Annotated in this window: 15 protein-coding genes; 8 read left to right on the forward strand and 7 right to left on the reverse strand. The window is 66.0% G+C overall.

The features are described from left to right. Nucleotides 1-43: 43 nt before the first annotated feature. A complete protein-coding gene (gene hemP / locus ACJMKX_RS00270; protein ID WP_405219827.1) occupies nucleotides 44-208 on the reverse strand; it encodes a hemin uptake protein HemP in 165 nt (54 codons plus the stop codon). A 210-nt stretch (nucleotides 209-418) separates the two neighbouring features. Between hemP and nrfH the strand changes: the two genes are divergently transcribed. Both nrfH and ACJMKX_RS00280 read left to right on the forward strand, forming a co-directional pair. After that, on the forward strand, nucleotides 419-904 hold the full coding sequence (gene nrfH / locus ACJMKX_RS00275; RefSeq protein WP_405219830.1) for a cytochrome c nitrite reductase small subunit: 486 nt from the start codon (nucleotides 419-421) through the stop codon (nucleotides 902-904). Between the two features lie 55 nt (nucleotides 905-959). After that, nucleotides 960-2,663, forward strand: a complete 1,704-nt coding sequence (locus ACJMKX_RS00280; protein WP_405219833.1) for an ammonia-forming cytochrome c nitrite reductase subunit c552 — start codon at nucleotides 960-962, stop codon at nucleotides 2,661-2,663. A gap of 30 nt (nucleotides 2,664-2,693) precedes the next feature. On the opposite strand, the gene ACJMKX_RS00285 is transcribed toward ACJMKX_RS00280, so the two are convergent. From ACJMKX_RS00285 to ACJMKX_RS00310, 6 genes are all read right to left on the reverse strand, one after another. Beyond that, complete coding sequence (locus tag ACJMKX_RS00285; protein WP_405219836.1) at nucleotides 2,694-4,088, reverse strand: L-serine ammonia-lyase; 1,395 nt, start codon at nucleotides 4,086-4,088, stop codon at nucleotides 2,694-2,696. Between the two features lie 187 nt (nucleotides 4,089-4,275). Further along, complete coding sequence (locus tag ACJMKX_RS00290; protein WP_405219839.1) at nucleotides 4,276-4,842, reverse strand: TlpA family protein disulfide reductase; 567 nt, start codon at nucleotides 4,840-4,842, stop codon at nucleotides 4,276-4,278. A gap of 73 nt (nucleotides 4,843-4,915) precedes the next feature. Further along, nucleotides 4,916-5,086, reverse strand: coding sequence for a hypothetical protein (locus ACJMKX_RS00295; protein WP_405219841.1), 171 nt, complete (start codon nucleotides 5,084-5,086; stop codon nucleotides 4,916-4,918). Next, the gene (locus tag ACJMKX_RS00300) at nucleotides 5,083-6,483 is read right to left on the reverse strand and encodes an esterase/lipase family protein (protein ID WP_405219844.1); all 1,401 of its coding nucleotides are present in this window, start codon (nucleotides 6,481-6,483) and stop codon (nucleotides 5,083-5,085) included. Before ACJMKX_RS00300 ends, ACJMKX_RS00295 begins: the two co-directional genes overlap by 4 nt. A 4-nt stretch (nucleotides 6,484-6,487) precedes the next feature. After that, nucleotides 6,488-6,910 (reverse strand): hypothetical protein, encoded by a 423-nt coding sequence (locus ACJMKX_RS00305; RefSeq protein ID WP_405219847.1) that lies wholly within the window; start codon nucleotides 6,908-6,910, stop codon nucleotides 6,488-6,490. Between the two features lie 15 nt (nucleotides 6,911-6,925). Beyond that, on the reverse strand, nucleotides 6,926-7,483 hold the full coding sequence (locus ACJMKX_RS00310) for a peroxidase-related enzyme (RefSeq protein WP_405219850.1): 558 nt from the start codon (nucleotides 7,481-7,483) through the stop codon (nucleotides 6,926-6,928). Between the two features lie 106 nt (nucleotides 7,484-7,589). Here ACJMKX_RS00310 and ACJMKX_RS00315 point away from each other — a divergent pair, with 106 nt between their 5' ends. The 6 genes from ACJMKX_RS00315 to ACJMKX_RS00340 all read left to right on the forward strand — a co-directional run bounded on the left by ACJMKX_RS00315 (nucleotide 7,590) and on the right by ACJMKX_RS00340 (nucleotide 11,983). Next, nucleotides 7,590-8,210, forward strand: a complete 621-nt coding sequence (locus ACJMKX_RS00315) for an HvfX family Cu-binding RiPP maturation protein (RefSeq protein WP_405219853.1) — start codon at nucleotides 7,590-7,592, stop codon at nucleotides 8,208-8,210. 82 nt (nucleotides 8,211-8,292) lie between these two features. After that, nucleotides 8,293-8,880: a TetR/AcrR family transcriptional regulator gene (locus ACJMKX_RS00320; protein ID WP_405219856.1), complete on the forward strand. Its 588-nt coding sequence runs from the start codon at nucleotides 8,293-8,295 to the stop codon at nucleotides 8,878-8,880. A 78-nt stretch (nucleotides 8,881-8,958) separates the two neighbouring features. After that, complete coding sequence (locus tag ACJMKX_RS00325) at nucleotides 8,959-9,519, forward strand: carboxymuconolactone decarboxylase family protein (protein WP_405219858.1); 561 nt, start codon at nucleotides 8,959-8,961, stop codon at nucleotides 9,517-9,519. Nucleotides 9,520-9,532: 13 nt separating this feature from the next. Then, complete coding sequence (locus ACJMKX_RS00330; protein WP_405219860.1) at nucleotides 9,533-10,543, forward strand: DUF3179 domain-containing protein; 1,011 nt, start codon at nucleotides 9,533-9,535, stop codon at nucleotides 10,541-10,543. A 32-nt stretch (nucleotides 10,544-10,575) separates the two neighbouring features. Next, the gene (locus ACJMKX_RS00335; RefSeq protein WP_405219863.1) at nucleotides 10,576-11,004 is read left to right on the forward strand and encodes a hypothetical protein; all 429 of its coding nucleotides are present in this window, start codon (nucleotides 10,576-10,578) and stop codon (nucleotides 11,002-11,004) included. Nucleotides 11,005-11,029: 25 nt separating this feature from the next. Continuing rightward, nucleotides 11,030-11,983: an MBL fold metallo-hydrolase gene (locus tag ACJMKX_RS00340; RefSeq protein WP_405219865.1), complete on the forward strand. Its 954-nt coding sequence runs from the start codon at nucleotides 11,030-11,032 to the stop codon at nucleotides 11,981-11,983. Nucleotides 11,984-12,044 lie beyond the last annotated feature (61 nt).

The raw sequence follows: 12,044 nt of genomic DNA on the forward strand, positions 1-12,044 counted from the left end.
TTGTCGCTGGCGTGCTGGCGTCGAGCTGGCTGGCTGGCGGGGTTTACTTGGTCAGTATCAGCTTGTCGTTGCGCGTGATCCTCAGTCGGTAGGTCTCGTCGCGGAACTCGATGACGATCTCCTGGCGGCCCCGGAACAGGTCGGAGGCCTGCAGCGGCCGATTCGGGTCGGCCGGACGCGGCTGTTGTTTATCCGATCCCCGTTCCATTGGATCTAAATGATAATGATTTACATTTGCATTGCAAGGGTCCTGTCATCCGTATAAACCACAGGCAGATCGTCAGTCTGTTTGACATGGATCAATGCGGCAGGCGTCGGCCGCCCTGACAATTTCATCTACACTGGTGACAACGAGTTTCGGGGACGCTTGATTCGCGCCACTCAGACCGGCCGGCCCCGGAATCTCTCGAAGAGCAATATGGAACAACCCACCAAGACCCCCACGAGCCGCCGTGTCCGGGTACTCTCCTTCGCCGTCGCGATCGCGGTGGGCGTCCTCGGGGGGCTCGGTGCCTTCACAATCGGGTACGGCAACGGTTTCTCGTACCTGACCAACGACCCGAAAGCGTGCGCGAACTGCCATATCATGCAGGGCCACTTCGATTCCTGGGTCACCTCCAGTCACCGGGACGTCGCAGCCTGCGGCGATTGTCATCTGCGGCACGATTTCGTCGGCAAGTGGCTCACCAAGGCGGATAACGGCTTCTTCCACGCCCTGGCCTTCACCACCGGCAATTTCCACGAGCCCATTCAGATCAAGCCCCGGAACCGGCGCGTGACCCAGCAGGCCTGCCTGCATTGCCACTCCGATCTGGTGGACTCCATGCTGCCCGTCGAACATGGCGGCGAAGTACAGAATTGCGTCCATTGTCATAGCGACGTCGGTCACACGGGCCGGCGCTGACCTGCGCGAGATACCTACGCGAGATAGCCACGGGAGATCGATGATGAGAAATAGAATGCGACAACGCCCGGGCCTGTTCGGCCGGAGCGGGGCAGGGAGTCAGCGAGGCGCCGCGGTGCTGCTCGCCGTCGTCTTCCTGGTCGCAGTCGCGGCAACCGCAGGCGTGACCTACGTGCTGATCACCATGTTCGCGCACAAGCAGGACGCCAAGCAGCCGTTCGTGCGCGTCGTGGAGGTCAGCGAGATCAGTACAGACCCCGAGCCATGGGGTAAAAATTGGCCGCGCCAGTTCGACGGCTGGAAGTCCACTGCCGGCGACGAGTTCTACGGCGGCAGCAGCGCCATGCCCGAGAGCAAGCTCGACACCCATCCGTGGCTGAAGCGCCTGTATGCCGGCTATGCATTCAGCATCGACTACCGGGAGGCCCGCGGCCACGCCTACATGCTCTACGACCAGGGTGTCACCGAGCGGGTGACCAAGAAGCCCCAGGCAGGCGCGTGCCTGCACTGCCATGCCTCGACCACGGTCCTGTATCGGATGGTAGGTCTGGAGGCCATGGGCGAGGAGGTGACCGAGGAGAAACTCGCCGCTGACTTCAACATGCCGGCCGTGCGGAGAGGCTTCGAGGAACTCAGCACCATGCCTTACGCGGAGGTGCTCGACGTGCTCTATGCCACGCCGGACGGCACGCCGGGCGAGAACGAGCCGGTCTTCCCGCAGGCGCCGACCGGGGGTTTCACGGGCGAGTACGCCGGCGAGGAGGTGCCCGAGGGCCATGCGATGGTCGGCGAGGCCCACCCGGTGACCTGTATCGATTGCCACAGCCCGGACGATATGAGCATCCGCGTCACCCGGCCGGGCTTCATGCAGGGCATCGCCGACCTGGCCGCGAGCGATGCGCCGGTGCCGCACCTGCCGAGCATCGAGCAGTGGCGCAACGGCAAGCGAGCCGAGCCCTACGATCCGAACAAATACGCCACCCGCCAGGAGATGCGCTCGTTCACCTGCGGGCAATGCCACGTGGAGTACTACTGCGCCAACAAGACTACGCTCACGTTCCCGTGGGGTGATGGACTCAAGGCCGAGAACCTGGAGAAGGTGTGGGAGGAGACCACCTTCCCGGACGGCAGCGATTTCTACGACTACAAACACGGCGAGACCGGCGCCGAAGTGTTCAAGGTGCAGCACCCGGAGTTCGAGCTCTGGAGCCAGGGCATCCATGCGCGCAGCGGCGTCAGCTGCGCTGACTGCCACATGCCCTACGAGCGCGAAGGCGCCATGAAGGTGAGCAACCACAACGTGCAGAGCCCGATGGAGTTCGTGAACAGCGCATGCCAGACCTGCCACAACGTCCCGGAGGACGAGCTGCGGGCGCGGGTGGAAGCGATCCAGTCCCGCACCGTCGCCATGACGGAGCGCGCCGGCCGGGCGATGACCGACATGCTCGATGCGATCATGGAGGCCAAGGCTGCGGGCGCGAGCGAGGCCGACCTGCAGCCGGTCTACGCCCTGCAGCGCAAGGCCATGTGGCGCCTCGACTACATCAGCAGCGAGAACTCCAAGGGCTTCCACGCCGACCAGGAGGCCGCGCGCATCCTGGCCGAGTCCATGGACTACAGCCGTCAGGCCCAGGCCGCGGCGCTGCGGATGCGCGCGCCCGCGGCACCGTCGACGAAGGACCTGCCCACGGAGGACGTGCAGGGCGTGACGCCGACGGACAAGGCACCGGTACCGGAGGATTACGACCCGGAAATCTGATGCAGGAGGGCCTTCAGGCCCGATCCCGACTCAACATTCGATAACGTTAACCGGCACCTCGATCACGTTCACCGCGAGACCGCCGCGGGCGGTCTCCTTGTATTTGGTCTTCATGTCGCGGCCGGTGTCGCGCATGGTCTTGATCACCTTGTCCAGCGAGACGAAGTGCTGGCCGCTGCCCCGGAGGCCGAGCCGTGCCGCATTGATGGCCTTGATGGCCGCCATGGCGTTGCGCTCGATGCAGGGGATCTGCACCAGGCCCGCGATGGGATCGCAGGTGAGGCCGAGGTTGTGCTCCATGCCGATCTCGGCCGCGTTCTCCGCCTGCTCGGGGGTGCCGCCGAGACCCTCGGCAAGGGCACCGGCCGCCATGGAACAGGCGGAGCCGACCTCGCCCTGGCAGCCGACCTCGGCACCGCTGATGGACGCGTTCTCTTTGAATAGCACGCCGATGGCGCCGGCGGTCAGCAGGAAACGCACGATGTCGTCGTCATCCGCCCCGCGGAAGCGCACGAAATAGCGCAGCACCGCCGGGATGATGCCGGCCGCCCCGTTGGTCGGCGCGGTGACCACCCGGCCGCCGGCGGCGTTCTCCTCGTTTACGGCGAGCGCGTAGAGATCCACCCAGTCCATGACGGTCAGGGGATCGCTCAGCGAGCGCTCTGCCTGAGACGATAGCTGGGCGTGCAGCGCTGCCGCGCGCCGCTCCACCTTCAACCCGGGCAGCACGCCCTCGGTGGCGCAACCGCGGTCGATGCTCTCGTCCATCGCCCGCCAGATTTTCAGCAGCCGCTCGCGGGTCTCGGCCGCCGTGCACCATGCGGTCTCGTTCTCCCGCATGATGTCGCTGATGGCGAGCCCGGTGCGTTTCGTGTGGCCGAGGAGTTCGACGGCGGTCGTGAAGGGGTAAGGCAGTTTCGTGTCGTCCTTCTTGATCGGCCCGTTCTCGGCGTCTTCCTCGTCCACCACGAAACCGCCACCGACGGAGTAGAACGCGGCTTCCAGCAGCGTCCCGCCAGACTCGTCCAGCGCGCTGAAGCGCATGCCGTTGGGATGGTGGGGCAGCTTCTGGCGCCGGTCGAATGTCAGGTCCTCCCGGTGATCGAAGTCGATCTCGCGCTCGGCGCCGAGCCGCAGCCGGCCGCCCTCGCGCACCCGCTCCACGCGGTCGGGGATGGACTCGACGTCCACGTCTTCCGGGTCTTCGCCCTCGAGCCCGAGGATGACCGCCTTGTCGGAGCCGTGGCCGCGGCCGGTGGCGCCGAGCGAACCGTACAGCTCCACCCGGACCCGCGCCGCACGGTCGAACGCACCTGCCTCGCGCAGGCGCGCGACGAACTGACCGGCCGCCTTCATCGGCCCCACGGTGTGGGAGCTGGAAGGGCCGATGCCGATCTTGAACAGGTCGAATACGCTGATGGCCATGGGCGGTCACCGTCGAGGGATGTGCCCGTATCATCGATCCCGCCGCCGCCCGATACAAGGGCCGGCGTCAGACGGACGGCTGAGGCCCCGGCTGGCGGAGTTCCGCCAGCACGCGGCGTTGCCGGCGCTGCAGGGTCGCCGTCTCTATCGTGTTTGCGCAGCCGCAGTCGCTCATGACACGACGGTCTTACTCCGCCAGCAGCCCATCCAGCGTCTCGCGCACCAGGTCGGCCCAGGCTTCCGCGGACTGTGCCGGCGGCAGGCTGTCCCGTCCCGGCGGCGGCGACACGAACTCGGTCAGGTCGATCAGGAAGCGGTTCATGGCCACTTTGCCTTCGCCGTCGATGACGAACAGGCCCGGCGTACCGGTGACGCCATAGCCGTAGGCGATCTCGTTGCCTTGCAGCGCCGGTACGAAATCATAGTGGTTGCGGGCGATGAAACCGACCGGGTCGCCGTCATCCCAGACGCTGACGGCGAATACCTGCACGTCCCAGTCGGCGTAGTCCTCGCGGATGGACTGGAGATGGGGCATGAGCGCCTTGCACCAGGGGCACCAGGTGGCCCAGAACAGCACCACTGCCGGCCGGCTGTCGGCGTCGGCCGGGAATTCCACCGGCTCGCCCGAGGGCGAAGGCAGCGTCCACGCCGGTGCGTTCGCACCCTGCGGCAGCGGCGGGGCCGCCTCCCTCGCGCCGAGAGAGGACGTGGCAAGCAGGATGGTCAGGGCCAGTGAGGTGCAGATTGCTTTCATACATCGGAGTCCTTCTGTCGGAGTGCGGCGCGTGCGCCGCTCCAGGTTGCGACCAGGTAGGGTACGAGGAAGTTCAGCAAGAGGTGCGGCAGCGAGACCCCTGGCCGAGTGTGACCCGCTCGCTCTGATTGATGAGATTCAGGGCAATACCGACCACGAACGCCACGGTCAGCGCGCCGCGGACGATGTCGGGACTGAGTGCCGTACGCAGCCAGGCGCCGGGCCCGTGGCCGACGCTGCTCACGGCTCAGCCTGCCGGGTATCGGGGCCGATGCGGGCGCCGTCCGCGGACAGCAGCACGTGCAGCAGATTGTCCTGGAAGTGGATATTGCCGGTCAGCTGGTCGTGGTCCTCGCACAGGAAGAACGAGTAGTCCAGCGGGAAGTAGATGTAGCGGTGCCGTGACACTGTCGGATCCAGTGTCTGGCGGGCGATGAGCGAGGGTTTCGTGACCACGCCGTCGCCGGGTTCGAGCAGCAACTGCTCGTAGTCCATGCCCGCACGGCGGTCGCGGATCTCGGATGGCTCGAACCGGAGCCTGGAGTCGCCGTCCCATTCTTCGACCATTATGCGGGCGGGCGTCAGCGTGCAGTCGCCGCCGAATGTGATGAAGCGCACCGTCGGCTCTGGCTCGGGCACGGTGAGCGACCAGACGAAGCGCCGAGCGCGCTCGATTCGTTTCTCGAAGTAAGCCTCGTAGGTGCGCAGACGCTTGTCGGCGCGCTCCGGGTCCTCGATGCCGGCGCAGATGCGCTCGCGCACTCCCTGGTCGTAGACCGACATGCCGAAGCGGCGCCAGAACTCGCTGGAGAAGACGTCGCGCTCCAGGGGCTTGCCGTCGGCGGTGATCAGCCAGGTATTGAGCGGGTGCGGAAGCAGCTGATAGGTGCTGGGAAAAGTGGCGACGACATGCTGCGGAATCCGGTTCAGCCCCACCTTCGAGCCCTCCCTCAGCGTGCGGAAAGCCTTTACCGTGCCCAGATTGGGCGTGCCCAGGAGCACCACGCGCCGCATGTGTTCTGCGCCACGGTTGCTCACGGGGAAGTCGTTGTCGTCCAGGACGTCCTGCGTGCCATAGCGGCCGTAGTAGCGGGCGATCAGGCCGCCCATGCTGTGCGCGATGATGTCGACCCTGAGCTGCGGGTCGCGGTGATCCCGGCGGATCTGGTCGAGGAAGGCATCGAGTTTGCGCACCGTGTGCACGTTGTCCTGCCGCCAGTCGTAGGTGAACACGTAGTAGTGCTTCGCGGCCTGGCCGGGAGGCTCGCCGGCGGTGGCTCTGCGATAGCCGCCATAGCGCTCGAGCACACGGAGTATCTCGGAGTAGAAATCCCGTCCTGCCGCCTTGTCCGTAAGGCCCGACACCATGAGCTCGTCGGGAAGCGGCTCGAGCGTCTCCGGATCGATCTCGAGCGCGAGTTCCGAATAGTCGGCGAACATGATCTTCCAGACGGGGCCCGGCCATACCTCCTGCCCGGTGTCCGCGTGCGCGAGCCGCGAGCCGAGCGCTCCCGGGATGAGAACCACCGGCGGCTGGATGTCCGGATTGGACTGCATGGAATAGAGCCGCCCGAGGTCGGGCGCGGGCCCGGCGCAGGCGCCGAGCGCAAGAGCTGCCGCAATGACTGCGAGCCGACGCATGGCGCTAAGCGCCGGGGTTGCCGACCTTCGCGCTCAGCAGCGTATCGTCCCTGCGGAGCAGGAAGAGGGCGAGGCAGGCCGCCAGCATGGGCCAGGCGGCGAAGAACAGGATGTTGGGTCCCTCGAACGGCGCGAGATACTGCCGGAACGAAGACAGCGTGGAGACGGTGTGCATGGCCAATATGGCGCCGTAGGTCCAGGTGCGCCACGCGCCGGCGAGGAAAGCCAGGACCACGATCAGCTGCAGCCCGCCGAGGACGTAGAAAACGGTTTCACCCAGCCCGGGCATGGCGTAGAAGGTGCCGAATACGCCGGCTGCATGCTCGGGGCGAAGCAGCTTGTCCACCGACCATACGAGCATGACGATGGCGACGCCGATGCGCAGTGCGAGCAAAGAGATCGGCAGATTGCGGTTAGCTGATTCCATGTTCGGAGTTCCTCCTCAGACTTTGTAGCCGCCGACCTCGTCTTCGCTGTGCTCGACACCCAGGCCGAGCGCGATGCGGTTGACGAAGTTGAAATAGGCGACGATCAGGTTGGCCAGCAGGATGTCCTCGTCGGTGTAGCCGCTGCGGCGCATCGTCACCACGTCGCTTTCCTCGACGGCTGCGGGCGAGGCCGTCAGTTTGCTGGCGTAGTCGAGCAGTGCGCGGTCGCCGGGCGGCAGGTCGGCGTCCCGGTAGTCGCTGCAGACCCGGGCCAGCAGATCCTCGTCCCTGACGTACTTCGCCAGCGCCTCGCGGTGGTGGCTGACGCAGTACTCGCACTGATTCTCACGCGATACCACCACCGCGATCATCTCGCGCTGGGCGCGGGAGAGTCCGCCCGAGCCGAACAGCAGCCCCATGTAGAGGTCCAGGTGATGGGCCAGCGCGGACGGCCGCAGACTGTGGACCTTGAGGATGTTGGACACGCGGCCCCGTTGCTCTCGCAGGCGGTCGTACAGCTCGGCTATCTCGCCCTCCGCCCCGTCTTCCGGATGCATGTGTATCCAGCTCATGATTGCTCGCTCCGCTACGTCTCTGCGACCTGATGCTTGTTTTCTGAACTGATCGGTACTAAATTACCACGCCGAACACGAGACATTCAATCAGAAGGAGTCCCCGATGGCCGACGTACTGACCGCAACCCGTTCCCTCTACGACCGTTTCGTTGCAGCGCTCGGTCCCATCGACGGAATAGGGCCGCTGCTGCTGCGGCTGTACCTCGCGCCGGTATTCATGCAGGCGGGCTGGAACAAGCTGGCCAATTTCGAGCAGACCGCCCAGTGGTTCGGCAATCCCGACTGGGGCCTGGGACTGCCTTTCCCGTCGCTGATGACGGCGCTCGCGGCCGGCACCGAGTTCTTCGGCGGCATTCTGCTGATCGCGGGCCTCGCCACGCGCCTCATCGCCATACCGCTGGCCTTCACGATGCTGGTGGCGATGTTCGCCGTCCACTGGGAGAACGGGTGGCTGGCCATCTCGGATGCCTCCAGCTGGCTGGCCAACGAACGCGTCATGGAGGCGGCGGAGCGCAAGGAGATGGCGATCGAGCTGCTGAAGGCACACGGCAACTACAGCTGGCTGACGGCACGAGGCTCCATCACGATTCTGAACAACGGCATCGAATTCGCGGCCACCTACTTCGTGATGGTGATCGCGCTGCTGTTCACCGGCGGCGGGCGTTTCTTCAGCCTGGACTACTGGATTGCCCGGGCGACGGGCGGCCCCCGCGAGGCGGTGTGAGTCAGCCAGGCGCAGCGAGGAGTCGCCGGGCTGGCCGGGCCTCCTGTTTGCATTATGAACTGATCAGTACTAAATTGACGGCATGAACAGAGGACGACCACTCGAATTCGATCCCGATACCGCGCTGGAAGCGGCGATGCAGCTGTTCTGGAGCCGCGGTTTCGAGGCCACGTCACTACAGGACCTGCTGGATGCCATGGGCATCGCCCGCAGCAGTTTCTACCAGGCGTTCGGCAGCAAGCAGGAAGTCTTCCTGCAGGCTGTGGAGCGTTATCGGGACTATCTCGTCGGCGAGCTGCGCGCCTCGATGGAGAGCGCGGACTCGGGGCTGGCATTCATCGAGGGCACCCTCAAATCCGTGGCCGAGGATACGAAGTGCGCAGACGGCCGTCGTGGTTGCCTCGTCTTCAATTCGGCGGCCGAATTCGGCGAGAAAGATCCCGAGGTGGCCGGCCGTGTGGCGGCGAGCATCGACGCTTTCACCCGGGTCTTCACCGATGCCGTGCGTCGCGCCCAGGAAGAGGGTGAGGTCCCGCCGGAGCGCGACCCGAAGCTGCTCGGCCGCCACGTCGTCTGCAACATGAGCGGTTTGCGCACCCTGGCCAAGGCGGGGGCTCGACGCAGGGAGCTGATCGCCATCGCCGATCTGGCGATGCAGTCGCTCCGCTGACCCAAGCGACAACCATTCGTCCCGCACGGCACCGCGAGGTGTTGCGGGAACCGACACGAGTAACCGAGGAGAGAGATCATGCAGTTTCGCGTCCACGACACGCAGAGCGCACCGGAGGAGTCACGTCCCGTCATGGAGGCGGTGAAGGAGAAGTACGGCTTCCTGCCCAACCTGTTCGGCGTCTTCGCTCACTCGCCGTCAGCCGCCGAGGCCTATGCCTCGATCGGCAAGGCACTGGAAAAGGCGGCGCTCGACCCCGCCGAGCAGCAGGTGGTGTTCCTGACCGTGAGCACGAAGAACGGCTGCGACTATTGCGTGGCGGCGCACAGCACGCTCGCGAAGGCCACTTCGATGTCCGACGACGTGCTCGAGGCCCTGCGCAACGGCGATGAGTTGCCGGATGAGCGACTACAGGCCGTGGCGCGGTTCGCTGCAGCGATGCGCGATCACATGGGCTGGGTGCCGGAGGACGAACTGAAGGCCTTCGCCGATGCAGGCTATGGCGAACGCCATGTGCTGGACGTCATCACCATCCTGGCGATGAAAACCCTCAGCAATTACACCAATCATCTCGCCGGCACGCCCGTCGACGACGCGTTCGCCGGCCAGGCCTGGGACGGCGGCCGCCACGCCGCCTGACCGGGTCCTGCCGATGAGCGTTCGAGCAGTGCAGCGCGGTCAGCGTCGACCCCCTGTCCCCGGGTTATCCCTGTGCGCGCTGACTGCGCTGCTTCTGCTCACCCTCGCCGACGCTGTCGGCGCGCAGGGCTGGGAGACGGACATCCTGCGCGATACCTTCGGCTACGGCGAAGGCACCCCGGCGGATGTCGACTGGGACGCGATCGAGCAGGGCTGCGGCGCGCGGGATTGCATCCCGTCCATCGACGAGCCACGGTTCGTTGCCGCCGACGAGGCGGAATTCCTCTCCCCGGCTGACGTCGTGATGGGCATCGAGATCGACGGCGATGCGCGGGCGTATCCGATCTCCATCCTGAATTTTCACGAGATCGTGAATGACGAGATCGGCGGGCGGCCCGTCGCGATCACCTATTGTCCGCTGTGCGGGTCGGGGATCGCGTTCGACCGCACGTTCGGCGACCGGGTGGTGGAGTTCGGCGTGTCAGGGCTCCTGCGCAAGAGTGACCTGATCCTCTACGATCGGGCCACGGAGTCACTGTGGCAGCAGATTACCGGCAGGGCATTCGCCGGGCCGATGCGCGGGGAAGAGTTGGAGCCCATCCCGGTCTCCATCACACGCTGGGTGCGGTGGCGCGATGCCCACCCGGACACCCGGGTTCTGTCCACGGACACCGGGTTCGAGCGACCGTACTCGAACAAGACGCCCTACGGCGACTACGACGAGAGCCGGCGTCTGCTTTTCCCGGTGGACTATGACCGTAGCCTGCATCCGAAGACCGTGGTGCACGGCGTCGAGGTGGGCGATGCCTCCTATGCGGTGACGGAGAGCGTCCTGCAGGCACACGGCGAACTGGAGCAGGCCGGCGATCCCGGCGTGCGCTGGGAGATGCGGCCTGGCGGCGAAGTGGTCGCCGTGCGGGGCGATACCGGCGAGCGGCTGGTCACCCACCGGATGTTCTGGTTCGCCTGGTACAGCTTCCACACGACGACGCGCATACACTCGGGTTCCACGAGCGAGCCTTGAGTACGGGCCGTCGCGCCGGTAAACCGCACGAGATGAACGACGGTATACGCGCCCAAGTCAAACGTAATCTGGTCGCCCTGATCAGCCTGGTGGTCGCGCTGGTCGGGCTCACCTACAATACCTGGCGCAACGAGCTCACCGAGCACAACCGCAACCTGCGTGCGGCGGGCTTCGAGATGATTCTCACCGTTGGCGAGCTGCAGCAGATCGTCTTCTTCAGTCACTACGATCGGGACGAGTACCGGGGCAACCCGAAGGCTGGCTGGACCCGTGTGCTGCTGCTGGACGATCTCTCAGAGATCATGCCGGACCACGTCGAGGAGGCCACCGACGACTTGCGCACGACCTGGAACGAGGACTGGGCGTCGCTGGGCAGCGAGGCCGAGGCCGAGGCGCGAATTACCGCCGCTATCGACCGGCTCCGGGACGAAACGCTGGAGGCGCTGGCCGATCTCGATTGAGAAATTTCATGGAAGGCGCAGATCCTTGAACGGACCAGAGACTTCCCGCGCTGCGGCCCCGGCCGGGCTCGGTGCCGGCCTGCTTCTCGCATGCCTGACGCTGGTGGCGGGCAATGCCGCTGCGGCGTCCTGCCCCGGAGAAGGAATCGCCGTGCAGGTGCTCGGTTCGGGCGGACCCATCGCAGACGACGCCCGCGCCTCCACAGGCTACATTGTCTGGATGAACGGCGAATCCCGGGTCCTGATCGACGCGGGAGCCGGCGCCTTCCTGCGCTTCGGCGAGGTCGGCGCCGACTTCGCGCAGCTGGGTTTCGTCGGCCTCAGCCATTTCCATACCGACCACTCCGCAGACTTCCCGGCGCTGCTGAAATCCGGCTTCTTCTCGGATCGCTCCGTCCCGCTGCGGCTGGCGGGGCCCTCGGGCAGCGACCGCTTCCCGGACCTCGAGGGGTTTCTCCGCGGCCTGCTGAGTCCGGAAGCGGGAGCGTACCGCTATCTTTCCGGGTATCTCGACGGCGACGGCGGGCTGCCGGCCCTCGACACCGTGACGGTTACCGACCAGTCCGGTACAACGCGCGTGTTCGATGGCGAGGACAGCCTCGTGATCGACGCCATGCACGTGCCCCACGGAATCGTGCCGGCGCTGGCGTTCCGAGTGCGGATCGGCGAGATGTCGATCGTGTTCGCCGGTGACCAGAACGGCGCGAAAGACGCCTTCGTCGACTTCGCCCGGAAGGCCGATCTGCTGGTGATGCACATGGCCATTCCCGAGGGCGTCGGCGGGCCGGCGAGTTGGCTCCACGCGACGCCCCGCGAGATCGGCCGGGTGGCCGGCCGGGTTGGGGCCCGCAAGCTGGTTCTCAGCCATTTCATGGCGCGCAGTCTGCGCGATCTGGACGGCAACGTCGACCGGGTGCGGAAGCATTACGACGGCCCTGTGATTGCGGCCGACGACCTCGACTGTTTCCCCTTGCCCTGAGCGACGGCGTGCCGCATGAACCGACCAATATGGTCGCGGGTGGCGCGGAACTTCGAAACAC

The sequence above is a fragment of the Lentisalinibacter sediminis genome, assembly GCF_040706615.1.
GTDB lineage: Bacteria > Pseudomonadota > Gammaproteobacteria > Steroidobacterales > Woeseiaceae > Lentisalinibacter > Lentisalinibacter sediminis.